This is a genomic window from Micromonospora echinospora (assembly GCF_900091495.1).
GTDB classification, from domain to species: domain Bacteria; phylum Actinomycetota; class Actinomycetes; order Mycobacteriales; family Micromonosporaceae; genus Micromonospora; species Micromonospora echinospora.
Genome location: NZ_LT607413.1, coordinates 4,473,561 through 4,498,135 on the forward strand (window position 1 = coordinate 4,473,561; position 24,575 = coordinate 4,498,135).

At 71.9% G+C, this 24,575-nt stretch carries 22 protein-coding genes; 15 read left to right on the plus strand and 7 right to left on the minus strand.

Annotation, left to right across the window (positions count from 1 at the left end; genetic code table 11):
• Positions 1-620 precede the first annotated feature (620 nt).
• The 7 genes from rapZ to secG all read left to right on the plus strand — a co-directional run bounded on the left by rapZ (position 621) and on the right by secG (position 7,318).
• Positions 621-1,523 (plus strand): RNase adapter RapZ, encoded by a 903-nt coding sequence (gene rapZ / locus GA0070618_RS20160; RefSeq protein WP_170107846.1) that lies wholly within the window; start codon positions 621-623, stop codon positions 1,521-1,523.
• Positions 1,520-2,653 (plus strand): gluconeogenesis factor YvcK family protein, encoded by a 1,134-nt coding sequence (locus GA0070618_RS20165; protein ID WP_088983029.1) that lies wholly within the window; start codon positions 1,520-1,522, stop codon positions 2,651-2,653. Before rapZ ends, GA0070618_RS20165 begins: the two co-directional genes overlap by 4 nt.
• Before the next feature lie 80 nt (positions 2,654-2,733).
• Positions 2,734-3,714 carry a DNA-binding protein WhiA gene (gene whiA / locus GA0070618_RS20170; RefSeq protein WP_088983030.1) on the plus strand — a complete coding sequence of 327 codons (981 nt, stop codon included), beginning with the start codon at positions 2,734-2,736 and terminating at the stop codon, positions 3,712-3,714.
• Positions 3,715-3,976: 262 nt separating this feature from the next.
• Complete coding sequence (gap, locus tag GA0070618_RS20175; protein ID WP_088983031.1) at positions 3,977-4,981, plus strand: type I glyceraldehyde-3-phosphate dehydrogenase; 1,005 nt, start codon at positions 3,977-3,979, stop codon at positions 4,979-4,981.
• Positions 4,978-6,177, plus strand: a complete 1,200-nt coding sequence (locus GA0070618_RS20180; protein WP_088983032.1) for a phosphoglycerate kinase — start codon at positions 4,978-4,980, stop codon at positions 6,175-6,177. The genes gap and GA0070618_RS20180 overlap by 4 nt, the downstream gene beginning before the upstream one ends.
• Entirely contained in the window at positions 6,177-6,968 is a 792-nt protein-coding gene (gene tpiA, locus GA0070618_RS20185; protein ID WP_088983033.1) for a triose-phosphate isomerase, read from the plus strand. Before GA0070618_RS20180 ends, tpiA begins: the two co-directional genes overlap by 1 nt.
• Before the next feature lie 95 nt (positions 6,969-7,063).
• Positions 7,064-7,318 (plus strand): preprotein translocase subunit SecG, encoded by a 255-nt coding sequence (gene secG, locus GA0070618_RS20190; protein ID WP_088983034.1) that lies wholly within the window; start codon positions 7,064-7,066, stop codon positions 7,316-7,318.
• 221 nt (positions 7,319-7,539) lie between these two features.
• Here secG and pgl read toward each other — a convergent pair whose 3' ends face one another.
• The 6 genes from pgl to tkt form a co-directional block, all read right to left on the minus strand.
• The gene (gene pgl, locus GA0070618_RS20195) at positions 7,540-8,310 is read right to left on the minus strand and encodes a 6-phosphogluconolactonase (protein ID WP_088983035.1); all 771 of its coding nucleotides are present in this window, start codon (positions 8,308-8,310) and stop codon (positions 7,540-7,542) included.
• Positions 8,311-8,449: 139 nt separating this feature from the next.
• On the minus strand, positions 8,450-9,466 hold the full coding sequence (locus GA0070618_RS20200; RefSeq protein WP_088983036.1) for a glucose-6-phosphate dehydrogenase assembly protein OpcA: 1,017 nt from the start codon (positions 9,464-9,466) through the stop codon (positions 8,450-8,452).
• Positions 9,463-11,013, minus strand: coding sequence for a glucose-6-phosphate dehydrogenase (gene zwf / locus GA0070618_RS20205; RefSeq protein WP_088983037.1), 1,551 nt, complete (start codon positions 11,011-11,013; stop codon positions 9,463-9,465). The genes GA0070618_RS20200 and zwf overlap by 4 nt, the downstream gene beginning before the upstream one ends.
• A gap of 2 nt (positions 11,014-11,015) precedes the next feature.
• Entirely contained in the window at positions 11,016-12,665 is a 1,650-nt protein-coding gene (locus tag GA0070618_RS20210; RefSeq protein ID WP_088983038.1) for a glucose-6-phosphate isomerase, read from the minus strand.
• Positions 12,662-13,783, minus strand: coding sequence for a transaldolase (gene tal, locus GA0070618_RS20215; RefSeq protein ID WP_088983039.1), 1,122 nt, complete (start codon positions 13,781-13,783; stop codon positions 12,662-12,664). Before tal ends, GA0070618_RS20210 begins: the two co-directional genes overlap by 4 nt.
• 16 nt (positions 13,784-13,799) lie before the next feature.
• Positions 13,800-15,938 carry a transketolase gene (gene tkt / locus GA0070618_RS20220; protein WP_088983040.1) on the minus strand — a complete coding sequence of 713 codons (2,139 nt, stop codon included), beginning with the start codon at positions 15,936-15,938 and terminating at the stop codon, positions 13,800-13,802.
• A gap of 288 nt (positions 15,939-16,226) precedes the next feature.
• On the opposite strand from tkt, the gene GA0070618_RS20225 reads away from it, so the two are divergent.
• From GA0070618_RS20225 to GA0070618_RS20235, 3 genes are all read left to right on the plus strand, one after another.
• Positions 16,227-17,183, plus strand: coding sequence for a heme o synthase (locus GA0070618_RS20225; RefSeq protein WP_088983041.1), 957 nt, complete (start codon positions 16,227-16,229; stop codon positions 17,181-17,183).
• 185 nt (positions 17,184-17,368) lie between these two features.
• Complete coding sequence (locus GA0070618_RS20230) at positions 17,369-17,704, plus strand: hypothetical protein (RefSeq protein WP_088983042.1); 336 nt, start codon at positions 17,369-17,371, stop codon at positions 17,702-17,704.
• 14 nt (positions 17,705-17,718) lie between these two features.
• Positions 17,719-18,633, plus strand: coding sequence for an ATP-grasp domain-containing protein (locus tag GA0070618_RS20235; RefSeq protein WP_088983043.1), 915 nt, complete (start codon positions 17,719-17,721; stop codon positions 18,631-18,633).
• Between the two features lie 290 nt (positions 18,634-18,923).
• On the opposite strand, the gene GA0070618_RS20240 is transcribed toward GA0070618_RS20235, so the two are convergent.
• Entirely contained in the window at positions 18,924-19,904 is a 981-nt protein-coding gene (locus GA0070618_RS20240) for a COX15/CtaA family protein (RefSeq protein WP_172900312.1), read from the minus strand.
• A 99-nt stretch (positions 19,905-20,003) separates the two neighbouring features.
• On the opposite strand from GA0070618_RS20240, the gene GA0070618_RS20245 reads away from it, so the two are divergent.
• From GA0070618_RS20245 to sufC, 5 genes are all read left to right on the plus strand, one after another.
• Positions 20,004-20,762, plus strand: coding sequence for a helix-turn-helix transcriptional regulator (locus tag GA0070618_RS20245; protein WP_088983045.1), 759 nt, complete (start codon positions 20,004-20,006; stop codon positions 20,760-20,762).
• Positions 20,759-22,189, plus strand: coding sequence for a Fe-S cluster assembly protein SufB (sufB, locus tag GA0070618_RS20250; protein ID WP_088983046.1), 1,431 nt, complete (start codon positions 20,759-20,761; stop codon positions 22,187-22,189). Before GA0070618_RS20245 ends, sufB begins: the two co-directional genes overlap by 4 nt.
• A 122-nt stretch (positions 22,190-22,311) precedes the next feature.
• Positions 22,312-23,463: a Fe-S cluster assembly protein SufD gene (gene sufD, locus GA0070618_RS20255; RefSeq protein ID WP_088983047.1), complete on the plus strand. Its 1,152-nt coding sequence runs from the start codon at positions 22,312-22,314 to the stop codon at positions 23,461-23,463.
• Positions 23,463-23,789 (plus strand): non-heme iron oxygenase ferredoxin subunit, encoded by a 327-nt coding sequence (locus tag GA0070618_RS20260; RefSeq protein ID WP_088983048.1) that lies wholly within the window; start codon positions 23,463-23,465, stop codon positions 23,787-23,789. The genes sufD and GA0070618_RS20260 overlap by 1 nt, the downstream gene beginning before the upstream one ends.
• A complete protein-coding gene (sufC, locus tag GA0070618_RS20265) occupies positions 23,789-24,562 on the plus strand; it encodes a Fe-S cluster assembly ATPase SufC (protein ID WP_088983049.1) in 774 nt (257 codons plus the stop codon). The genes GA0070618_RS20260 and sufC overlap by 1 nt, the downstream gene beginning before the upstream one ends.
• Positions 24,563-24,575: the final 13 nt, after the last annotated feature.

A 24,575-nucleotide genomic window follows, 5' to 3' on the forward strand; every position in this document is an offset into this window, starting at 1 on the left:
CCCTAGCGAAACGAATTCCCAATGGGCATGTCTCGATTTGTTATTTCGGTTATCCGCACAGGTCTGGTTCCGGTCGCAAAGTCGTGGTATCGCTCGCGCACATAATCGCGGAAATGGAGATGGGGTGACATGCGGGGGGTTGCCCGGGTGGGTTCAGGGTCGGGAGGCAAGTCCGGAAAATGGTCCGGCGGGGGGTAGGGGCGTTTATCATCCGCGCCATTCCCACGAATGGGGTGCCGAAATGGGCTCCGTCGGATTCCATAAAATGTTACATCGGATTGACCGGTGGTGCCCGACCCGTCATGGCGGAACCACCCATACGTGCTGGCCGGCTCGACGGACGACGCCGGCCACCCGGGTCGGTCGGGAGGGCGGTCTGGTTGCAGGGGTCCCCTCCTACCGCATTGTGACGAGGAGGGGACCCCTGCACACACCCGGCACGGCGGCCCGTGGCGCGCCGGGCGGGCCGGGGAACGGGGTCGGGGGTCGACGGGCCGGACGCGGGATAGAGTCGCTCCCTGACGTTCGCGGTCGGTGGTGGCCGCAGGGCCACCGCCGGGGGGTAGCAGGTGAACGAGGCGCTGACGGGCCAGACTCCGGTGGCGGAGGGCTCCACACCGGTGGAGTCGTTCGCCGGGACACCGGTGGAGCCGTACACCGAGGGCGAGACGAGCCTGGTCGTGGTCACCGGGCTTTCCGGCGGCGGCCGGAGCACGGTGGCCCGGGCACTGGAGAACGTCGGCTACTACGTGGTCGACAACCTGCCGCAGGCGCTCCTGCTCGACATGGCCGAGTTGGCGTCGAAGGCCGGCGGCGCGGCCCGGCGTACCGCGATGGTGCTGGACGTGCGCTCGCGCGCCTTCTCCACCGACCTGGCCGGCGCGATCCGGGAGCTGAAGGAGCGGGGCTTCTCCCCGCGGGTGGTCTTCGTCGACGCCGACGACGAGGTGCTCATCCGGCGGTTCGAGAGCGTCCGCCGTTCCCACCCGTTGCAGGGCGACGGCCGGCTGGCCGACGGCATCGCGGTCGAGCGCAGCCTGCTGGAGGAGGCCCGGGACCAGGCCGACGTGATCGTCGACACCAGCCACCTCAACGTCAACCAGCTCCGGCGGCGCATCGAGGAGCTCTTCGGCGAGGAGGACGCCCGGCGGCTGCGGGTCACGGTGCTCTCCTTCGGCTTCAAGTACGGTCTCCCGCCGGACGCCGACTTCGTGCTCGACGCCCGGTTCCTGCCGAACCCGTTCTGGGTGCCGGACCTGCGCGAGCAGACCGGCCGGGACACACCGGTCAGCGAGTACGTGCTCGGTCAGGAGGGCGCCGAGGCGTTCGTGTCGGCCTACGCCGACCTGGTCAGCGCCACCACGGCCGGGTTCGAGCGGGAGGGCAAGCGGTACCTGACCGTGGCGGTGGGCTGCACCGGGGGCAAGCACCGCAGCGTGGCGATCACCGAGGAACTGGCCGCGCGGCTGCGCCAGTCCGGTCTCGCCGCCAACGCCCAACACCGGGACCTGGGGCGCGAATGACGGCGACGAAGGTGGTGGCCTTCGGCGGCGGGCACGGTCTCTCCGCGTCGCTGCGCGCGCTGCGTCGGTGCGCACCCGAACTCGACCTCGACATCACCGCCGTGGTGACCGTGGGTGACGACGGTGGTTCCAGCGGTCGGCTGCGCGCCGCCCGGGGCGGACTGCCCCCCGGCGACCTGCGTCAGGCGCTGGTCGCCCTGGCCGGGGACCACCCGGCCACCCGGCGCAGCGCGCGGCTGTTCCAGCACCGGTTCGCCCGTACCGGCACCGACGTCACGACCCCGACCGACGTCGCGGTCGGTGTCGGCGGCCCGGCGGCCGGTGGTACGTCGGCAACCGACGGCCCGGCGGTACGGCCTCCGGCCGGCGGGTTCTCGTCCCCGCCCGCCCGATGGCCCGCCCCGGTCGGGAACGGCGACCGGCCCGACGGCGGGTGCGCGGACGGCCTGGACGGACACGCGGTCGGCAACCTGGTGCTGTTCGGCCTGATGGAACTGCTCGGCGACCCGGTGGTCGCGTTGGAGCACGCCGGCACCATGCTCGGCGCGGTCGGCCGGGTCCTGCCGATGTCCTGCGAGCCGGTCGGCATCGAGGCACAGGTGCGGGGCGCGGACCCGACCCGACCGGACGAGGTCCGCACCGTACGCGGACAGCACCAGGTGGCGGTCACCACCGGCCGGGTGGAGGCGCTGCGGCTCACCCCGGCGGCGCCGGTCGCCTGCCCGCAGGCGGTGGCGGCGATCCTGGACGCCGACTGGCTGATCTTCGGACCGGGAAGCTGGTACACCAGCGTCCTGCCGCACCTGCTGGTGCCCGGCCTGGCCGACGCGGTCGTCGCCAGCCCGGCCCGACGGCTGGTCACCCTGAACCTCTCCGCCGAGAAGGAGACCCTCGGGCTCTCCGCCGCCGGCCACCTCGCCGCGCTGCGCCGTTACCTCCCGGAACTCACCGCCGACTGCGTGCTCGCCGACGACCGGGTGGTGAACGATCCGGAGTCGCTGGCCCGTGCGGCAGAATCCCTGGGAGCCCGGCTCGTGCTCGCCCCGGTCGCCGTCGCCGACGGCAGTCCCCGGCACGATCCGGCCGCCCTGGGCGCCGCCCTGGTGCCTGTCCTGGGCGCCGCTCGTTAAGCACCTACGTAATCACCGGTCGTTAAGCACCTACGTAAGCACCGGCGAAACGCCGGAACCGGTCCGTGAGGGGACGCACAATGGCGATGACGGCTGCGGTCAAGGACGAGCTGAGTCGGGTCGACGTGCCCAAGCCCTGCTGCCGCCGGGCGGAGATGACCGCCCTGCTGCGGTTCGCCGGTGGGCTGCACATCGTCTCCGGTCGGGTGGTGGTCGAGGCGGAACTGGACACCGGGGCGGTCGCCCGTCGCCTGCGCCGCGAGATCGCCGAGGTCTACGGCTACCCGAGTGAGATCCACGTACTCGCCTCGGGTGGCCTGCGCAAGGGCAGCCACTTCATCGTCCGGGTGGTCAAGGACGGCGAGTCGCTGGCCCGGCAGACCGGGCTGCTGGACGTCCGGGGTCGCCCGGTGCGCGGGCTGCCCCCGCACGTGGTCGCCGCGAACGTCTGCTGCGCGGTGTCGGCGTGGCGGGGCGCGTTCATGGCGCACGGTTCGCTGACCGAGCCGGGCCGCTCCAGCGCCCTGGAGATCACCTGCCCCGGTCCGGAGTCGGCGATGGCCCTGGTCGGCGCGGCCCGCCGGGTCGGGATCACCGCCAAGAACCGTGAGGTGCGCGGGGTGGAACGGGTGGTGGTCAAGGACGGCGACGCGATCGCCGCGCTGCTCACCCGGGTCGGTGCCCACTCCAGTGTGCTCGCCTGGGAGGAACGCCGGGTGCGGCGCGAGGTCCGGGCCACGGCCAACCGGCTGGCGAACTTCGACGACGCCAACCTGCGCCGTTCGGCGCGGGCGGCGGTCGCCGCCGCCGCCCGGGTGACCCGGGCGCTGGAGATCCTCGCCGACGACGCTCCCGAGCACCTCACCTCCGCCGGCCGGTTGCGCCTGGAGCACCGGCAGGCCTCCCTGGAGGAGCTCGGCGCGCTGGCCGACCCGCCGCTGACGAAGGACGCCATCGCCGGTCGGATCCGCCGGCTGCTCGCGCTCGCCGACAAACGCGCCCGCGACCTCGGCATCCCCGATACCGAAGCGGCAGTCACGCCCGACATGCTCGTGGTCTGATAGGACGGTGGGCCGGTGGCGGCGTCCGGGTTCACGCCCCGGCGCAGCGGGCCGTCGCGTGCTCGGATAGGGTCGCAGCGTACGGCAAGGGGGCCGGCAACCGGCTTCCCCCGCCGTACCCACCGCCTCGGCGGTCTGGTCCGCAGGACCGCGGCGGGGTGGCCGAGATGAACTGTCAACGGCCGGCTCCAACGGTCGGCGCACATCAACTCGCCGGCCGCAGTCTGGCGCCGGCGGACCAGAACGCGAGGAGATGGGACCTGTGACCATCCGGGTTGGCATCAACGGCTTCGGCCGTATCGGCCGCAACTTCTTCCGGGCAGTGCTGGCGTCCGGCGCGGACGTCGAGGTCGTCGCCGTGAACGACCTGACCGACAACGCCACGCTCGCCCACCTGCTCAAGTACGACAGCATCCTCGGCCGGCTCCCGCACGAGGTCAAGGCCACCGCCGACGAGATCACCGTCGGCGGCAAGACCATCAAGGCGTTCGCCGAGCGCGACCCGAGCAAGCTGCCCTGGGGCGACCTGGGCGTGGACGTGGTCATCGAGTCGACCGGCTTCTTCACCGACGCCACCAAGGCCAAGGCGCACGTCGACGGTGGGGCCAAGAAGGTCATCATCTCCGCCCCGGCGAAGAACGAGGACGTCACCGTCGTCATGGGCGTCAACCACGGCGACTACGACCCGGCCAAGCACACCATCATCTCGAACGCCTCCTGCACCACCAACTGCCTGGCCCCGATGGCGAAGGTCCTGCATGACACCTTCGGCATCCAGAAGGGCCTGATGACCACGATCCACGCGTACACCCAGGACCAGAACCTCCAGGACGCGCCGCACTCGGACCTGCGCCGGGCCCGCGCCGCCGCACTGAACATCGTGCCGACCTCGACCGGCGCCGCGAAGGCGATCGGCCTGGTCCTGCCCGACCTCAAGGGCAAGCTCGACGGGTACGCGCTGCGGGTGCCGATCCCGACCGGCTCCGCCACCGACCTGACCGTCGAGGTCGGCCGGGAGACCACCGTCGACGAGGTCAACGCCGCTATCAAGGCCGCCGCCGAGGGTCCGCTCAAGGGCGTCCTGGTCTACAACGAGGACCCGATCGTGTCGGCCGACATCGTCACCGACCCGGCCTCCTGCATCTTCGACGCGCCGCTGACCAAGGTCATCGGCAACCAGGTCAAGGTCGTCGGCTGGTACGACAACGAGTGGGGCTACTCGAACCGCCTGGTCGACCTGGTCAAGCTGGTGGGTTCGTCGCTGTGACCATCCGTACCCTCGACGACCTGCTCGCCGAGGGGGTCTCAGGTCGGCGCGTGCTGGTGCGCGCCGACCTGAACGTGCCCCTCGACAAGCAGACCGGCCAGATCACTGACGACGGCCGCATCCGCGCGGTGCTGCCGACGCTGGGCGCTCTGGTGCAGGGCGGCGCGAAGGTGGTCGTCTGCTCGCACCTGGGCCGCCCGAAGGGCGCGCCGGACCCGCAGTACAGCCTCCGCCCGGTCGCCGGGCGGCTCGGTGAGCTGCTCGGCGCGCCGGTGCAGTTCGCCGAGGACACCGTCGGCGACTCGGCCCGGGCATGCGTGGAGGCGCTGGCCGACGGCCAGGTCGCGCTGCTGGAGAACCTCCGTTTCAACAAGGGGGAGACCAGCAAGGACGACGCCGAGCGGGGCGCTTTCGCCGACCAGCTCGCCGCGTTCGGCGAGGCCTACGTGGACGACGCGTTCGGCGCGGTGCACCGCAAGCACGCCAGCGTGTACGACGTCCCGGCCCGGCTGCCGCACGTTGCCGGCCGCCTCGTGCTCCGCGAGGTCGAGGTGCTCGGCCGGCTTGCCGGCGAGCCGGAGCGTCCGTACGTGGTGGTCCTCGGCGGCTCCAAGGTCTCCGACAAGCTCGCGGTGATCGAGGCGCTGCTGCCGAAGGTCGACCGGCTGCTCATCGGCGGCGGGATGTGCTTCACCTTCCTCAAGGCCCAGGGCCACGAGGTGGGCACCTCGCTGCTGGAGGAGGAGATGGTCGAGACCTGCCGCAACCTGCTGGAGCGGTCCGAGGGCAAGATCATGCTCCCGGTCGACGTGGTGGCGGCGGACGCTTTCGCCCCGGACGCCGCGCACGACACCGTCCGTGCCGACGGCATCCCGAGCCACCGGCTCGGGCTGGACATCGGCCCGGAGACGGTCGCCGGCTTCGCCGCCGCGCTCTCCGGTGCGAAGACGGTCTTCTGGAACGGCCCGATGGGCGTGTTCGAGATGCCGGCGTTCGCCAACGGCACCCGGGGGGTCGCCGAGGCGATCACCAAGACCGACGCGTTCACCGTCGTCGGCGGCGGCGACTCCGCCGCCGCGGTGCGGGCGCTCGGGCTCGACGAGTCCTCGTTCGGGCACATCTCCACCGGCGGGGGCGCCTCGCTGGAATACCTCGAGGGCAAGACCCTCCCCGGCATCGCGGCGCTGGAGGACTGATGGCGGCGGTCACCCGCCGGCCCCTGATGGCCGGCAACTGGAAGATGAACCTGAACCACTTCGAGGCCAACCTCCTGCTCCAGAAGCTGGCGGCCAGCCTCACCGAGAAGCAGCTCACCGACGTCGAGTGCGTCGTGCTGCCGCCCTTCACCGACCTGCGGACGGTGCAGACCGCGGTCGACGGCGACAAGCTGCTCATCGGCTACGGCGCCCAGGACCTCTCCGCGCACCAGTCGGGGGCGTACACCGGGGAGATCTCCGGGGCGATGCTGGCGAAGCTCGGCTGCTCGTACGTGGTGGTCGGGCACTCGGAGCGGCGCGCGTACCACCACGAGGACGACGCGCTGGTCAACGCCAAGGTAACCGCGGCGCTCGGCAGCGGGATCACCCCGATCCTCTGCGTGGGCGAGGGGTTGGACGTGCGGGACGAGCAGCGGCACGTCGCGCACTGCCAGGACCAGCTCACCGCCGGCCTGAAGGGGCTCAGCGCCGAGCAGGTCACCAAGGTCGTCATCGCGTACGAGCCGGTCTGGGCGATCGGCACCGGCAAGACCGCGACGCCGGAGGACGCCCAGGAGGTGTGCGGCGCGGTGCGGGAGCGCCTCGCCGAGCTGTACGACCAGGCGACCGCGGACCAGGTCCGGGTCCTCTACGGCGGGTCGGTCAAGGCGTCGAACGTCGCCGCGATCATGGCCAAGCCGGACGTGGACGGCGCGCTCGTCGGCGGCGCCAGCCTCGACGCCGAGGAATTCGCGCAGATCTGCCGCTTCCCGGAGCACATCACCCGCTGATCGCTCGCTATCCTTGACTCCGCCCGTCCGTCGGTCGGTGCCGCACGCCCGACACGCGCGGGGCGAGGATCGCAATGAGAGGACTGACCCCAGCCATGCCGACTTGGTTCGCATACACGTTGATCGGGTTGCTGACGATCACGAGCATCCTGCTCACCATGCTGATCCTGCTGCACCGGGGCAAGGGCGGCGGGTTGTCGAGCATGTTCGGCGGTGGGGTCAGCTCCAGCCTCGCCGGCTCGTCCGTGGCCGAGAAGAACCTCGACCGCTACACCGTCCTGGTGAGCATCGTCTGGTTCGCCTGCATCATCGGCCTCGGACTCTGGCTCAAGCTGGCGGTTCCCGCCTGAGGCGGACGCTTCCGTCGTCACCACCCGCGCGCGGCCCGTACCCACGGGCCGCGCGCGGTTCCGTTTCCGCCCCCGACGCTGCTCCCGTCCGCTGTTCCCGCCGCCTCGTCCGTCCCGGCCGCCGGTCGCGCCACCCGTGCGTGCGTCCGCGTGGTTGCAGGGGCACCTTGCGGTGCGAAAAGCGGTAGCAAGGGGCCCCTGCAACCACCCGGGGCGGGAGTTCAGCGCAGGCTACGGAAGCGGGGGCGTACGTCCGCTGCGGCGGCCCGGTCGAGCAGCCAGAGGGTACGGCCGACACCCGCCACCCCGGCGGCCGGCAACTGCACCGGCCCCGCGCCGTCGAGCGCCATGTGCACCGCCGCCGCCTTGTCCGAGCCGCTGGCGATCAGCCACACCTCCTCGGCGGTGTTGATCGCGGGCAGGGTCAGCGTGGTGCGTACCGGCGGCGGCTTCGGGCTGCCCCGGACCGCGCTGACCGGGCGGCTCTCGTAGTGCACCGGATGTTCGGGAAAGACCGACGCGACGTGGCCGTCCTCGCCGACGCCGAGGAGAAGCACGTCGAAGTGGGGCAGGGTGGCGTGCCCGGGGCGGGCCGAGGCGGCGAGCTCCTCGGCGTACCGGGCCGCCGCCGCCTCCGGGTCCGCCCCGACCGGGCCGTCCGAGGCCGGCATCGGATGGATCCGGGCCGGGTCGAGGGGAAGCTGGTCCAGCAGGGCGGCCCGGGCCTGGGTCTCGTTGCGCTCCGGGTCACCGGCGGGGAGAAACCGTTCGTCGCCCCACCAGACGTCCACCCGCGACCAGTCGACCGCGTCGCGGGCCGGCAGGGCCACCACCGCCCGGTAGACGGCGGCGGCGATCCGCCCCCCGGTCAGCACCACCGACGCCTGGCCCCGGTCGGCCTGCGCGTCGAGCAGCCGCACCAGGAGCCGGGCCGCGACCGCCTGCGCCAGCAGGTCGGCGTCGGCGTGTACGGCGACACTCGCCTCACTCATCTCGTGCCTTCTCGTCGACCGTCGGGCGTCCCGCCCGGCGGTACCTGGTCGTCGCCCGGGCGGCCCCGCCCGTGTACGTGTGGTTCCCCGCCGGTTCGCCCGTCACCGGGAAGGGTGACGGGCGAACCGGACCGGGCGGTCAGGACGCGTCGTTCGTCGAGGCGTGCGCGGTGACGCCCGCCTCGGCGCGGCGCGCGGTGCTCGGATCCTTCCAGACGTGCACCCGCTGGGCGGGACGGTCGTCCAGGCCGGAGATCCCCGCCGCCGCCCCGAGGGCCTCGGCGTAGATCTGGTCGGCGTCCAGCCGGCGCAGCTCCTCGGCCAGTTCGTCGCCGAGGGGCCGGCGCACCAGCGGCAGGCTCCGGTCGGCCTGGCCGGTACGCCGGAACGTCGCCATGCTGTCCTCCCGGGTCAGGGTCAGCTCGTCGCCGTTGGCGCAGCGCAACCGCACCTCACGCATCCGGGGCTGCCCGTCGACGTGCTCCCAGCGCGGTTCGATGCCGAGCCGGCTGCCCAGCCAGCCGCACATCAGCGCCGCCGTCGGGTCGGTCCGGGGGGCCAGCACGGTCGCCTCGGTGACCTCCGCCTGCGTGGTGTCGAAGGCCCCCGCGACCAGGGTGCGCCACGGGGTGATCCGGGTCCAGGCCAGGTCGGTGTCGCCCGGGGCGTAGTCCCGGGCCCGCTGGCGCAGCGCCTCGATCGGATCGGCGGCCTGGGCGGCGTCGGTGATCCGCCGGTCGGCGACCACCCCGAGGAAGTCGGTGGCGATCTCCTCCGGCGGTTCGTCGTGCCACCAGGTCACCACCGGCACGTCCGGCACCAGCAGGGGCATCACCACCGACTCGGCGTGCAGCGCGAGCCGGCCGTACATCCGGGTGACCACCGCCTCGCACGGGCCGAGTCGACCGCCCACGACGATCTCCGCGTCCAGCCGGTTGTGGTCCCGTTCCACGTCGGAGCGGACCACGACCAGCAGCCGGCACGGGTGCGCGGCAGCGGCGATGGTGGCCGCCGCCTCCGCCTCGCGGACCCGCTTCTCGTCGACCACCACGATCAGCGTGAGGGCCATGCCGCTGGCCACCCCGCCCGCGCTGCGCCGCTCGGCGGCGAGCGCCTTGACCACCTCGTTGCCGGTGGTGTCCCACAGCCCGATCATGCGCGTCTCCAGGCCCGGCCCTCGCGGGCCAGCATCTCGTCGGCGGACCGTGGACCCCACTCGCCGGCCCGGTACGGCTCCGGCTTGGTGCCCGCCCAGGCACGTTCCAGCGGGTCCACCACCTGCCAGCTCTGTTCCACCTCGGCGGCGTCCGGGAAGAGGGTGCGGTCGCCGATCAGCACGTCCAGCACCAGCCGTTCGTACGCCTCCGGGCTGGCCTCGGTGAACGCCTCGCCGTACTGGAAGTCCATGGCGATGTCCCGGACCTCCATGGTGGTGCCCGGCACCTTGGAGCCGAACTTCAACACCACGCCCTCGTCCGGTTGCACCCGGATGACGAGCTGGTTGTTGCCGAGCATCTCGATGTCGGCGTCGTTGAACGGCAGGTGCGGGGCGCGCTTGAACATGATGGCCACCTCGGTGACCCGCCGGGGCAGCCGCTTGCCGGCGCGGATGTAGAACGGCACCTCCGCCCAGCGGCGGTTCTGAATGCCGAGCCGGACCGCGACGTACGTCTCGGTGGTGGAGTCCGCCGGGACGCCCTCCTCGTCCAGGTAGCCGACCGCCCGCTGCCCACCGACCCAGCCGGGCAGGTACTGGCCGCGGACGGTGCCCTCGGTGATGTCCTCCGGCAGGGTGATCGCCCGGAGCACCTTGAGCTTCTCGGCCCGGATCTCGTCGGCGCCGAAGCTGGTCGGCTCCTCCATCGCGACCAGGGCCAGCAGTTGCAGCAGGTGGTTCTGGAGCACGTCCCGGGCCGCGCCGGCGGAGTCGTAGAATCCCGCCCGGCTGCCGATGCCGACGTCCTCGGCCATGGTGATCTGCACCGAGTCGACGTAGTGGGAGTTCCACAGCGGCTCGAACAGGTTGTTCGCGAAGCGCAGGGCGAGGATGTTCTGAACGGTCTCCTTGCCCAGGTAGTGGTCGATCCGGAAGACGTCCTGGCTGGTGAAGACGTCGTCGACCAGGTCGTTGAGTTCCTTCGCCGAGGGCAGGTCGTGCCCGAACGGCTTCTCGACCACGACCCGCCGCCAACCACCGGAGCGGGCGTTGTCGGCCATGCCGGTGCGGGCGAGCTGCTTGAGCACCACCGGGAAGGCCGCCGGGGGGATGGAGAAGTAGAAGGCGGCGTTGCCGGCGATGCCGTGGGTGGCGCGCAGCTCGTCGAGGGTGGTCGCGAGGTGGTCGAACGCCGCGTCGTCGTCGAACGACCCGCCGACGAACTTGATGTTGCCGGCCAGTCGCGCCCACACCTCCTCCCGCCACGGGGTGCGGGCGTGCTTCTTGGCCGCCTCGTGGGCCAGCGACTCGAAGTCGCCGTCGCCCCAGTCCCGGCGGGCGAAGCCGAGGACCACGAAGCCCGGGGGCAGCAGCCCCCGGTTGGCCAGGTCGTAGACCGCCGGCAGCAGTTTCTTGCGGGCCAGGTCCCCGGTGACGCCGAAGATCACCAGAGCGCAGGGCTCCGGGATCCTCGGCAGCCGCCGGTCCTGCGGGTCGCGTAGCGGGTTCACGCCGCCTCCTCGGTCCGCCGGATCCGTTCCGGTCATCGTCACGTCCGGAGCCGTCGGGCCGCGTCCAGCAGGTGGGCCACGCCCGCGGTCCGGTCGGTCAGGTGCAGCCGTACCAGCGGACGGTTCCGGCCGGCCAGGGCCTGCCGGTCCCCGGCGGCCTGGGCGGCCTGGAGCTCGCCGAACGTGTACGGCTTCCCGGGCACCGGCAGGTCCTCGGCGACCGCCCCGGTGATCTGGAGGAAACTGCCGACCTGCGGGCCGCCCTTGTGGTACTGGCCGGTGGAGTGCAGGAAGCGCGGCCCCCAGCCGAAGGTGACCGGCCGTCCGGCCGCCCGGGCCAGCAGCGGGCGCAGCTCGCCCGCGTCGGCGTCGGCGAACCGGTCGAGGTACGCCATGACCGCGAGGTACCCGCCGTCGGCCAGCCCGTCGGTCAGCCACCGCAGCACACCGGTCAGGTCGCCCGGAGCGCCCGCCGGGGCGTACACCTCGATCGGACCGTCGGTGAAGGACGGCGACTCGGCGACCGGCCCGGCGGCCAGGATCTTGTTGGTGTTCTCCTTGCTCTCGGTCACGTTCGGCTGGTTGAACGGGTCGATGCCGAGCACCGCCCCGGCTACCGCCGTGGCGTACTCCCAGGTCAGGAAGTGCGCCCCGAGCGGGCCGTTGACCGCGACGTGCGGCTGCGCGCCGCCACCGGGCACCGCGCCGGCGGGCAGCGCCCCGCCGTAGGTGACGGTGAGCACGTCGTCGCCGGTCGCGCCGGGGCTGTCCGGCGACTCCACCACCACCGGCAGGATGCCGACGCCGGACTTGCCGGTCGACTCGGCGACGAGCTGCTCGGCCCAGTCGCCGAGCCCCTCGATGCCGGTGCCGTCACTGACCAGGGCGACCTTGTCCCGGCCCTGGGTGGCGGCGGCGCCGAGCGCGGCCCCGAGCGCCAGGCCCGGGTTGTCGCGCTCGCCGCCGAAGCTCTCCGCGAGCGCCTCGGCCTCGTCGATCAGCGCGGCGACGTCGACCCCGGCCAGCGCGGACGGCACCAGCCCGAAGGCGGTCAGCGCGGAGAACCGGCCGCCCACCTCCGGGTCGGCGAGCACCACGTGGGCGCCCATCTCGGCGGCGGTGGCCTCCAGCGGGGAGCCCGGGTCGGTGACGACCACGAAGTGCCGCCCGGCCTCGGCCTCGGTCATCCCCGCGTCGAGGAACGCCTGCCAGTACGCGCGCCGGTGGCTGTCGGTCTCGACGGTGGAGCCGGACTTGCTGGCCACCACGACCACCGTCCGTTCCAGCCGGTCGGCCAGCGCCGCCCGGACCTGACCCGGGTCGGTGGTGTCCAGCACGGTCAGCGACTTCCCGAGGGTCCGGGCGATCACCTCGGGGGCCAGCGAGGAGCCGCCCATGCCGGCGAGGACCACGTGGTCCAGGTCGCCCAGTTCGGTCTTCAGTTCGGCGAGCTGGGGGAGCAGGTCGCGGCTGCGGCGGTGGGTGTCCACCCAGCCGAGCCGGATCTTGGCCTCCTGCTCGGCGTCCGGACCCCAGACGGTGGCGTCCTTCTGCGCCAGTCGTCCGGGCACGCCGGAGCGCACCAGCGCGTCCCGGGTGGAGGTGGCGCCGGCGGCGTCCACCGCCGCCGCGCCGTACACCGCCAGTCCGGCAGCGGCCTCCACCGGGCCGTCCAGCAGGTCACTCACGCCTTGCCTCCTCGCTGCGCCGCTTCCAGCGACGTCCGGACCCCGTCGAGCAGTTCCTGCCAGCTCGCCTCGAACTTCTCCACACCCTCACGTTCCAGGGTGGCGATAACGTCGGCCATGTCCACGCCGACCGACTCCAGGTCGGCGAAGACCTGCCGCGACTCGTCGTACGCCCCGGTGACCGTGTCGCCCCGGGTCTCGCCGTGGTCGGCGTACGCGTGGACCACCGGCTCCGGCATGGTGTTGACCGTGCCGGGGGCGATCAGCTCCTCGACGTAGATCACGTCCCGGTAGTCCGGGTTCTTCGTCGAGGTGGACGCCCAGAGCGGGCGCTGCGGGTGCGCCCCGGCGTCGGCGAGGGCCCGCCAGCGGTCGGAGGAGAAGACCTCCGAGTAGCGCTCGTACGCCAGTCGGGCGTTCGCCACGGCGGCCTTGCCGCGCAGCCCCTTGGCCTCGGCGGAACCGGTCTTCTCCAGCCGCTTGTCGATCTCGCTGTCCACCCGGGAGACGAAGAACGAGGCGACCGAGCCGATCGTCGACAGGTCGTGGCCGTTCGCCTTCGCCTGCTCCAGGCCGGCGAGGAAGGCCTCCATCACCTGCGAGTAGCGGTCCAGCCCGAAGATCAGCGTGACGTTGACGCTGATCCCCTCGGCGAGGGTGGCGGTGATCGCGGGCAGCCCGGCCTCGGTCGCCGGGATCTTGATGAAGAGGTTCGGCCGGTCGACCAGCCACCAGAGGGCCTTGGCCTCGGCGACGGTCTTCTCCGCGTCGTGGGCCAGCCGGGGGTCCACCTCGATGGAGACCCGGCCGTCCACGCCCGCGCTGCCGTCGTACGACGGGCGCATCACGTCGCACGCCCAGCGCACGTCGTACGTGGTGAGCATGCGCACGGCCTCCTCGACCTGCACACCCCGGGCGGCCAGGTCGCGGACCTGCCAGTCGTACTCGTCGGCGTCCTTCAGCGCCTTGGCGAAGATGGTGGGGTTGGTGGTCACCCCCGCCACGTGCTTCTCCCGCCGGAGCTGGTCCAGCCCGCCGGAGCTGAGCCGGGTCCGGGAGAGGTCGTCCAACCAGACCGCCACGCCGGCGGAGGTCAGTTCCTTCAACCTGTCAGTCATACCGTCCACGCTCCCCTCAGTTGCCGGTGGTGAAACCGGTGATGTCGCCGATCCGGGTCTGCGCCGCGTGCGCGGCGGCCACGATCCGGTCGGGGGTGAAGCCGAACTGCTCGAAGAGCACCGAGTGTGGGGCGCTGGCCCCGTAGTGCTCCAGGCTGACCGTCTCGCCGCTGTCGCCGACGACGCCCCGCCACGACATGGCGATGCCGGCCTCGACGCTGACCCGGGCCTTGACGCTGCGCGGCAGCACCGACTCGCGGTACGCCTCGTCCTGCGCGTAGAACCACTCCTGGCAGGGCATCGAGACGACCCGGGTGGGGGTGCCCTGCTCCTCCAGCCGCTCCCGGGCGGTGAGGCAGAGCTGCACCTCCGAGCCGGTGCCGATCAGGATCACCTGCGGCTTGCCGTTGGACGCCTCGGCCAGCACGTAGCCGCCCTTGGCCACGCCCTCCGCGCCGGCCAGGGTCGAGCGGTCCAGGGTCGGCAGCGGCTGGCGGCTCAGGGCCAGCGCGGTCGGCCGGTCGGTGTGCTCCAGCGCCGCGCGCCAGGCCCAGGCGGTCTCGTTGGCGTCGGCCGGGCGGACCACGTCCAGGCCGGGGATGGCCCGCAGGGCGGTCAGGTGCTCCACCGGCTGGTGGGTGGGGCCGTCCTCGCCGAGGCCGATCGAGTCGTGCGTCCAGACGTAGACCACCGGCAGCTTCATCAGCGCGGCGAGCCGCACCGAGGGACGCATGTAGTCGCTGAACACCAGGAAAGTGCCGCCGTACGGGCGGGTGCCGCCGTGCAGCGCGATGCCGTTGAGGATCGCGCCCATCGCGTGCTCACGGATACCGAAGTGCAGGGTGCGGCCGTACTCGTGGCCGGGGAACTCCTTGGTGGCGTGGCTGGCCGGGACGAAGGACGGCTCGCCCTTCATGGTGGTGTTGTTGCTCTCCGCCAGGTCGGCCGAGCCGCCCCACAGCTCCGGCAGCACCGGGGCGAGGGCCTCCAGGACCTTGCCCGAGGCGGCCCGGGTGGCGACGCCCTTGGCGTCCGCCGGGAAGGTGGGCAGCGCGTCGGCCCAGCCCTGCGGCAGCGTACGGGTGGCCAGGCGGTCGTAGAGCGCCCTGCGCTCCGGATTCGCCTTCGCCCACCCGTCGAACGCCGTCTGCCACTCCTGCTGCGCCTGCGTGCCCCGGGTCAGCGTCTCCCGGGTGTGCGCGAGCACCTTCTCGGTCACCTCGAAGGTGCGCTCCGGGTCGAAGCCGAGCAGCTTCTTGGTGGCGGCGACCTCGTCGGCGCCGAGCGCCGAGCCGTGGATCTTGCCGGTGTTCTGCTTGTTCGGCGCGGGCCAGCCGATGATGGTGCGCAACGCGATGAACGAGGGGCGGTCGGCTTCCGCCTTCGCGGCGAGCAGCGCGGCGTACAGCGCCTCGACGTCCTCGTGGTAGTCGCCCTGGTCGGCGTCGCCGCGCCGCCAGTCGACGGTCTGCACGTGCCAGCCGTACGCCTCGTAGCGGGCGGCGACGTCCTCGCTCTTGGCGATCCGGGTGTCGTCCTCGATCGAGATCTCGTTGTCGTCGTAGATCAGGGTGAGGTTGCCGAGCTGCTGGTGGCCGGCGAGGGCGCTGGCCTCGTGGCTGATGCCCTCCTCGATGTCGCCGTCCGAGGCGATGCACCAGATGTGGTGGTCGAAGATCGACGTGCCCGGCGCGGCGTCCGGGTCGAAGAGGCCGCGTTCCCGACGGGCCGCCATCGCCATGCCGACCGCATTGCCGAGCCCCTGCCCGAGCGGGCCGGTGGTGGTCTCCACGCCGGGGGTGTGGCCGTGCTCGGGGTGGCCGGGCGTCAGCGAACCCCACTGCCGAAGCGCCTTCAGGTCGTCCAGGCCGAGCGGGTAACCGCTGAGGAAGAGCTGGATGTAGAGGGTGAGGCTGGAGTGGCCGGCGGAGAGGACGAAGCGGTCCCGTCCGGGCCAGTTCGGGTCGGCCGGGTTGTGCCGCATCACCCGGTTGAAGAGGAGGTACGCCGCGGGCGCGAGGCTCATCGCCGTACCGGGGTGACCGTTGCCGGATTTCTCCACGGCGTCCATGGCCAGCACGCGGACCGTGTCGACGGCCCGGCGGTCGAGGTCGGACCAGGTCAGGTTTGGGTGCTCGGGTCGGTTGGCAGCCACGATGGTTGTGCTCCTCGGCAGATGGGCGGAACCCTCAGAGATGACCCTATCGAGCGGTGGTAAACCCCCGCCCAGGGATCTCTGCATGCGGTTTCGTCGCCGGTCGCCCGGTCACCCGCCCGTGCCCCGTCCGGCGTTGCGGCACGCTGCGCAGATGTGATGGCGGGCACGGCTGACGGGGCGAACGGGCTGCGCGGATCACGCCGCGTAGGCTGTCGTTCGGTGTGTGCGTCCGCGAACCGGCCGCCGCCGAGCCGATCTCCTGCCGATGCCGGAAGGTGGCCGTCCGTGAGCATGATCACCGAGCGCCCCGTCAACAGTCCCGCCGCAGGGTCGGCGGCGGAGGTGACGTCGGAGGGCACCGGTGCGCGGCGGGACGTCCGGGCGGTGGTCTCGGCGTACGTCACGCTCACCAAGCCCCGGATCGTCGAGCTGCTCCTGGTCACCACCGTCCCGGCGATGATGCTCGCCGCCGACGGCCTGCCGTCGCTCTGGCTGGTCGCGGTCGTGGTGGTCGGCGGTGCCCTCGCGGCCGGCGCGGCGAGCGTGATCAACTGCTACATCGACCGGGACATCGACCAGGTCATGCGGCGCACGAAGCGCCGTCCGCTGCCGACCCACACGGTCACCCCGCGCAACGCGCTGGTCTTCGGGCTCGTCCTGGCGGCCGTCTCGGTGGTGCTGATGGCGGCCTTCACCAACTGGCTGGCCACCGGGCTGACCCTGGCCGCGATCGTCTACTACGACCTGGTCTACACGCTCTGGCTGAAGCGGACCACCCCGCAGAACACCTTCTGGGGCGGGGCCTGCGGCGCGGCCCCGGTGCTGATCGGCTGGGCGGCGGTGACGGGTTCGCTCGCCCCGGCCGCGTGGGCCCTCTTCGCGGTGGTCTTCTTCTGGCAGATGCCGCACTTCTACGCGCTGGCCATCAAGTACAAGGCGGACTACGCCCGTGCCGGCATCCCGATGCTGCCGGTGGTCGCCTCCACCCGCCGGGTCAACGCCGAGATCATCATCTTCACCTGGCTCACCGTCCTCTCCTCACTGGCGCTCTGGCCGCTGGGGATGAGCCCGATCTACGGCGCGGTCGCCCTGGCGGTCGGGGCGGTGTTCATCGTCGAGGCGCACAAGTTGTGCCGGCGCGCGACCCGGGGCGAGGCGGTGAAGCCGATGCGGCTTTTCCACTGGTCCACGACGTACCTCACGATCCTGGCGGCGGCGGTCGCCCTCGACGCGCTGCTGTAGGGTCGTTCCGCGCCGCTCGGGACGTTGTCATAATTCTGTAACATTTGCCGCCTGATTCGCCCCGGAAAATCCGGACATATTCGGTCGAATTGCCTGTGGTCTTCCTTAAACCTCCGGGTAATTGGCATCACAAAAGGTTCATCGTTCTCGCCTATCCGTGGCGGCATCTGCTTACGCTGCCCGACATGGCAGATGGTTCCGATACAACGCTGACGACTGATCAGATCGCCTCCGGCAAGGCCCCCGAGGGCCTCGTCGCCGGCATCCGGTCGTTCGCCGCCGGACACGGCGGCGCGACGGCGGTCATCGAGTACGTCGGCAAGCGGGGCGCGCGCATCGTGCTGGTGGGCTCCGACGGCGAGTGGGGCGACCAGTTCGCCGACGGCACCGACGTGGCACGGCAGGCCTGCGCGCTGGCCGGGGTCGCCGTGGAGAACGCCTGGGAGCGGGAGCTGATGGACCAGATGCGGCCGAGCAACGACCTGTGGCGCTCGATGGCCCGGCGCACCATGGCGCGATAGGCGGACCCACCACCTTGACCCACGACCACCAGCCGACCCGGGGGGAACCCCGGGTCGCTCTCGTCACCTGCGCCGAACTGCCCGACCTCGAACCGGACGACCGGCTCCTGCGGGCCCCGCTGGCCGCCCGCGGCGTACGCGTCGACACCGTCACCTGGGACGCCCCGGACGTCGACTGGGCCGGCTACGACCTGGTGGTGCTCCGCTCGACCTGGGACTACGTCGCACGTCGCGACGAGTTCGTCGCCTGGGCGCGCACCGTGCCCCGGCTGGCCAACCCGGCCGACGTGGTCGTCTGGAACACCGACAAGCGCTACCTCGACGTGCTCTCCGCCGCCGGGGTGCCGACCGTCCCCACCACCTGGGTTGCGCCCGGCGAGCCCTGGCAGCCGCCGGAGCGGGGCGAGTACGTCGTCAAGCCGGCGGTCAGCGCGGGCAGCCTGGACAGCGGCCGGTACGACCTGGCCGACCCCGAGCACCGCCGGCTCGCCACCGACCACCTGGGGCGGCTCGGCGCCGCCGGGCGGGTCGCGATGGTGCAGCCCTACCTGCACGCGGTCGACACGGCGGGGGAGACCGCGCTGCTGTTCGCCGGCGGGCCCACCGGTCCGGTGTTCAGCCACGCGATCCGTAAGGGCGCCATGCTCGCCGGCCCTGACCAGCCCACCGCGGAACTGTTCCACGCCGAGCAGATCGACCCGCGTACCGTCACCCCCGAGCAACTCGCGGTGGCCGAACGCACCCTCGCGGCGGTGCCCGGTGGTGCGGAACGCCTGCTCTACGCCCGGGTCGACCTGATCCCCGGCGCGGACGGCAGGCCGGTCCTGGTCGAGCTGGAACTCACCGAGCCCTCGCTCTTCCTCGGCCACGCCGAGGGGGCCGCCGACCGGTTCGCCGACGCGATCGTGGCCCACCTGCCCACCACCTGACCCGCCCCGCCCTCGCAATGGTCGAGGTGGGCGCGGCTTGGGCTCGGGGCTGGGTGGTAGCAGGGGACCCCTGTTACCGCTTTTTGATGAGCAAGGGTCCCCTGCTACCACCTCACCCCACCCCGCGCGGGCAAGCGGAACCGGCGGCCGGCTGCGCTGCGCTCCCCGATACGGGCCGGAAGGCGCGGGAGGGCGCGGAAGGTGCGGAAGACGCGGAAGACGCGGGAGGGCGGCGAGGGCACCGAGGGCACGTGAGGCGCGGGCGGGTGTGAAGCGGGCGGGTGGGCGGGTCAGCTGTGGGCGGCGCTGACCGGGTGTGCCCGGGCGTCCGTCTCCGTCTCGACGGCCGTCTCCGGGGCGGGGGTGGGACGCCGCTCGCGGGTCGACCACTGCACCGACAGGGTGGCCAGGAGCACCAGACACGAGCCGAGCATGTGCGCGCCCACCAGCAGCGCCGGCAGGTGCGTGAAGTACTGCACGAAACCGATCAGACCCTGGCTCAGCTCCACCGCGACGAGCACCAGTGCCGCCCGGGCCGCGCCGGTCGCGCCGACCGCCCGGAAGGCGAAGACGAGCGCCACCGAGAGGCCGATCAGCAGGAAGACGCTGTCGGCGTGCACCTGGGAGATCGTCTCGGGGTCCAGCCCGTTGCGGGCCGCGCCGTGGTCGCCGGCGTGCGGGCCGCTGCCGGTGACCCACGTCCCGATGACCAGCACCGCCGCGCTGACCACGGTGGTGATCGTGGCCAGGGTGCGCAGCGGGGTCGGCACCACGGCCACCGCGGGGCCGTCCGGGTCCTTGATCCGCCGCCAGAGCGCGTACGCCGCCGCGATCACCGCCATCGAGGCGAGGAAGTGCAGCCCGACCACCCACGGGTTGAGGTTGGTCAGCACGGTGATCCCGCCGATCACCGCCTGAGCCGGGATGCCCAGGAAGACCGCGACCGCCAGCGGCAGCAGTCCGCGCCGCCGGGGCCGGTGCAGCAGGACCGCGACCAGGACGGCCAGCGCGATCAGGCCGACCGCGAAGGTGAGCAGCCGGTTGCCGAACTCGATGACTCCGTGGATGCCCATCTCGGCGGTCGTGGTGTACGACTCGTCGGTGCACCGGGGCCAGGTGGGGCAGCCGAGACCGGAGGCGGTCAACCGGACGGCCCCGCCGGTGACCACGATCCCGACGTTGGCGATGATCGAGGCGAGCGCGAGTCGGCGCAGCAGGGCTGCGGGGACCGGGAACCGGGCGGCGGGCTTCACAGCGCGAATCCTACGCACTGTAGTGCTCGGGTCCCCGGGGGACTCCGCCGAGCCGGTGGTTCGGATCACCGGAACCGGGGTTTGCGGGTGCCCGGCGAATTACGTAACGTGGGCGTTGTGAAAAACGCGGCGGCGCTCTCCGGGCAGCGGCCGGCGGCCGCTGCGGTCGCCGGGGCGTCCGCGTCCGCCGCCGACGTGTCCACCCGTGAGCGGGTCACGCAGCTCCTGCTGGCGCGGGGCGCGACCACCGCCGTGCAGCTCGGCGACGCGCTGGGCCTCAGCCCGGCGGCGATCCGCCGTCACCTCGACGCGATGCTGGTCGACGGTGACGTGGTCGCCCGGGAGCAGGCGGTCCGGGCCCACCGGGGCCGTGGTCGCCCGGCCAAGGTCTTCCTGCTCACCGACGCCGCCCGGGTGCGTTGCGGCACCCACCACTACGACAACATGGCCACCGCCGCGCTGCGCTGGATCGCCCGTACGGGCGGGGCGGAAGCGGTGGAGGCGTTCGCCGCCGAGCAGGTCGCCGCGCTGGAGCGCCGCTGCCGGGCGGCGCTGGAAGACGCCGGGGAGGACCCGCTCGCCCGAGCGGAGGCGCTCGCCGGGGCGCTGACCGCCGAGGGGTACGCCGCCAACGCGTCCACGATCGCCTCCGGTGGCCAGCTCTGTCAGCACCACTGCCCGGTGGCGCACGTGGCCGCCGAGTTCCCCCAGCTGTGCGAGGCCGAGACCTCGGTGATCTCCCGTCTGGTCGGCACGCACGTGCAGCGTCTGGCCACCATCGCCCACGGCGACGGGGTGTGCACCACGCACATTCCCGGCCAACCGGGGCGTGTTCCGTCCGGTAAGACCGTCTCCACTGTGAGGACAGATAGATGACCGAGCAGATCGTTCAGCCCCTGACCCAGGAGGAGCAGCTCGCCGCCCTCGGTCGTTACGAGTACGGCTGGGCCGACTCCGACGTCGCCGGGGCGACCGCCCAGCGTGGCCTCAACGAGGCGGTGGTGCGGGACATCTCGGCCAAGAAGAACGAGCCGGCCTGGATGCTCGACCTGCGGCTGAAGGGCCTGCGGCTGTTCGGCCGCAAGCCGATGCCGGCCTGGGGAGCCGACCTCACCGGGATCGACTTCGACAACATCAAGTACTTCGTCCGCTCCACCGAGAAGCAGGCCGCCAGCTGGGAGGACCTGCCCGAGGAGATCAAGAACACCTACGACCGGCTGGGCATCCCGGAGGCCGAGAAGCAGCGGCTGATCGCCGGTGTCGCGGCGCAGTACGAGTCCGAGGTGGTCTACCACAAGATCCGCGAGGACCTGGAGGAGCAGGGTGTCCTCTTCCTCGACACCGACACCGCCCTCAAGGAGCACGAGGACGTCTTCAAGGAGTACTTCGGCACGGTGATCCCGGTCGGCGACAACAAGTTCGCCGCCCTGAACACCTCCGTCTGGTCCGGCGGCTCGTTCATCTACGTGCCGAAGGGCGTGCAGGTGGAGATCCCGCTCCAGGCGTACTTCCGGATCAACACCGAGAACATGGGCCAGTTCGAGCGGACGCTGATCATCGTCGACGAGGGCGCGTACGTGCACTACGTCGAGGGCTGCACCGCCCCGATCTACTCCTCCGACTCGCTGCACAGCGCGGTCGTGGAGATCGTCGTCAAGAAGAACGCCCGCTGCCGGTACACGACCATCCAGAACTGGTCGAACAACGTCTACAACCTGGTCACCAAGCGCGCGGTCTGCCACGAGGGCGCGACCATGGAGTGGATCGACGGCAACATCGGCTCCAAGGTCACCATGAAGTACCCGGCGGTCTACATGACCGGCGAGCACGCCAAGGGCGAGGTGCTCTCGGTGGCGATGGCCGGCGAGGGCCAGCACCAGGACGCCGGCGCCAAGATGGTGCACGCCGCGCCGCACACCAGCAGCACCATCGTGTCGAAGTCGATCGCCCGGGGCGGCGGCCGTACCTCGTACCGGGGCCTGGTGCAGGTGATGGAGGGCGCGCACCACAGCGCGAGCACGGTCAAGTGCGACGCGTTGCTGGTCGACACCATCTCCCGCTCGGACACCTACCCGTACGTCGACATCCGCGAGGACGACGTGTCGATGGGGCACGAGGCGACCGTCTCCAAGGTCAGCGAGGACCAGCTCTTCTACCTGATGAGCCGGGGCCTGAGCGAGGACGAGGCGATGGCGATGATCGTGCGCGGCTTCATCGAGCCGATCGCCAAGGAGCTCCCGATGGAGTACGCCCTGGAGCTCAACCGCCTGATCGAGCTGCAGATGGAGGGCGCGGTCGGCTGACGCCGGCCCCACCTCCGGGCGGGCGGGAGCATCTTCCGCCGACCCCCGGGCGGGCCGGTCCGACCGGCCCGCCCGCCATCTGGCACCGGACACCGTTGTCGCGAGAACTGATCAAGGAAGAGATGACTATCCAGGCTTCCGCGCCGCCGCCGAGCACCAAGTCGCAGGCGCTGCGTTCGTACGACGTTGCCGACTTCCCGGCCCTCACCGGCCTCGAGGAGGAGTGGCGCTTCACCCCGCTGAAGCGGTTGCGGGGTCTGCTGGACGGGACCGTCACCGACGAGTCCGCGCACTGGCCCGCCTACGAGGTCGGCCCGCTGCCGGACGGGGTGACCGTCGGCACGCTGGCCAAGGACGACCCGCGCCGGGGCAGCGTCCTCACGCCGTTCGACCGGGTCAGCGCCCGCGCCTACGGCGAGGCCGGTCTCGGCCGGCTGGTCCAGGTCGCCCCGCAGGCCGTGGTCCACGAGCCGGTGACCGTCACCGTGCAGGGTGGCCCCCGCGACGTGCTCACCTTCGCGCACACCTTCGTCGAGATCGGCGCGTTGTCCGAGTCGGTGCTCGTGGTGGAGCAGGTGGGCAGCGGCACGCTCGGCGAGAACGTCGAGGTGTCGGTCGGTGACGGCGCGAAGCTCACCCTGGTCACCGTCGCCGACTGGGCCGACGACGCGGTCCAGGCCCAGCACCTCAAGATCAAGCTGGGTCGGGACGCCCGGGTGACGCACGTGCAGGTCACCCTCGGCGGCGACCTGGTCCGGCAGTACACCAGCGTGGAGTACGCCGGCCGGGGCGGCGAGGCCGAGCTGTACGGCGTCTACTTCGCCGACTCCGGTCAGCACCTGGAGCACCGGCAGCTGGTCGACCACAGCATCCCGGACTGCCGCAGTAACGTCGGCTACCGGGGCGCGTTGCAGGGCGAGAGCGCCCGCACCGTCTGGGTGGGCGACGTGCTCATCCGCGCCGAGGCGACCGGCACCGACACGTACGAGATCAACCGGAACCTGCTGCTGACCGACGGCGCGCGGGCCGACTCGGTGCCCAACCTGGAGATCGAGACCGGCGAGATCGCCGGTGCCGGCCACGCCAGCGCCACCGGTCGCTTCGACGACGAGCAGCTCTTCTACCTGATGGCCCGGGGCATCCCGGAGGCCGAGGCCCGCCGCCTGGTGGTCCGGGGCTTCTTCGCCGAGATCCTCAACAAGATCCCGGTGGAGTCGCTGCGGGAGCGGCTCGGCGAGGCGATCGAGGCCCGACTGGCCAAGGCCGGCGCCTGATGATCAGGATCTGCTCGACCGGGGACGTGCCGAAGGGCACCGTGATCAGCGCCGACGTCGACGGCACCGCGATCGCCGTGGTGCACGCCGACGACGGCGGCTTCTACGCCGTCCACGACGAGTGCTCGCACGCCGCCGTGGCCCTCTCCGAGGGCGAGGTGTCCGGCTGCACGCTGGAATGCTGGCTGCATGGTTCCCGTTTCGATTTGCGGACCGGTGAGCCGAGCGGGCTGCCCGCCACCGAACCCGTACCCGTCTACCCCGTCGAAGTCCGCGACGGCGACATCTACGTCAGTCTCACGCCGAGCAATGGAGTGACCCGATAATGAGCACCCTGGAGATCCGCGACCTGAAGGTGTCGGTCAAGCTGCCCGAGGGTGAGCTCAAGCCGATCCTGGCCGGCGTCGACCTGACCGTGAAGTCGGGCGAGACGCACGCCATCATGGGCCCGAACGGCTCCGGCAAGTCGACCCTGGCGTACTCGATCGCCGGTCACCCGAAGTACGAGATCACCGGCGGCACGGTGACCCTCGACGGCGTCGACGTCCTGGAGATGTCCGTCGACGAGCGGGCCCGCGCCGGCCTCTTCCTGGCCATGCAGTACCCGGTCGAGATCCCCGGCGTCTCGGTGGCGAACTTCCTGCGTACCGCCAAGACCGCCATCGACGGCGCGGCCCCGAAGCTGCGCACCTGGGGCGGCGAGCTGCGCGGCGCGATGGAGCGGCTCCAGATGGACCCGGCCTTCGCCCAGCGCAACGTCAACGAGGGCTTCTCCGGCGGTGAGAAGAAGCGGCACGAGATCGTGCAGCTCGAACTGCTCAAGCCGAAGATCGCAGTCCTCGACGAGACCGACTCCGGCCTCGACGTGGACGCGCTCCGCGTGGTCAGCGAGGGCGTCAACCGGGTCCGCGACACCGGCGACACCGGCCTGCTGCTGATCACCCACTACACCCGCATCCTGCGCTACATCAAGCCGGACTTCGTGCACGTCTTCGTGGCCGGGCGCATCGTCGAGCAGGGCGGCCCGGAGCTGGCCGACAAGCTCGAGGCCGAGGGCTACGAGCGGTACGTCGCCGGAGCCGGCGCGGCGCGGGCCTGAGGAAGGGCCGGTC

Coding starts and splice junctions, on each gene's coding strand:
- GA0070618_RS20165 (WP_088983029.1), top strand. CDS start 1,520: ATGACGGCGACGAAGGTGGTGGCCTTCGGCGGCGGGCACGGTCTCTCC.
- whiA (WP_088983030.1), top strand. CDS start 2,734: ATGGCGATGACGGCTGCGGTCAAGGACGAGCTGAGTCGGGTCGACGTG.
- tpiA (WP_088983033.1), top strand. CDS start 6,177: ATGGCGGCGGTCACCCGCCGGCCCCTGATGGCCGGCAACTGGAAGATG.
- secG (WP_088983034.1), top strand. CDS start 7,064: ATGCCGACTTGGTTCGCATACACGTTGATCGGGTTGCTGACGATCACG.
- pgl (WP_088983035.1), bottom strand. CDS start 8,310: ATGAGTGAGGCGAGTGTCGCCGTACACGCCGACGCCGACCTGCTGGCG.
- GA0070618_RS20200 (WP_088983036.1), bottom strand. CDS start 9,466: ATGATCGGGCTGTGGGACACCACCGGCAACGAGGTGGTCAAGGCGCTC.
- zwf (WP_088983037.1), bottom strand. CDS start 11,013: ATGACCGGAACGGATCCGGCGGACCGAGGAGGCGGCGTGAACCCGCTA.
- tal (WP_088983039.1), bottom strand. CDS start 13,783: ATGACTGACAGGTTGAAGGAACTGACCTCCGCCGGCGTGGCGGTCTGG.
- GA0070618_RS20230 (WP_088983042.1), top strand. CDS start 17,369: ATGGCAGATGGTTCCGATACAACGCTGACGACTGATCAGATCGCCTCC.
- sufB (WP_088983046.1), top strand. CDS start 20,759: ATGACCGAGCAGATCGTTCAGCCCCTGACCCAGGAGGAGCAGCTCGCC.
- sufD (WP_088983047.1), top strand. CDS start 22,312: ATGACTATCCAGGCTTCCGCGCCGCCGCCGAGCACCAAGTCGCAGGCG.
- GA0070618_RS20260 (WP_088983048.1), top strand. CDS start 23,463: ATGATCAGGATCTGCTCGACCGGGGACGTGCCGAAGGGCACCGTGATC.
- sufC (WP_088983049.1), top strand. CDS start 23,789: ATGAGCACCCTGGAGATCCGCGACCTGAAGGTGTCGGTCAAGCTGCCC.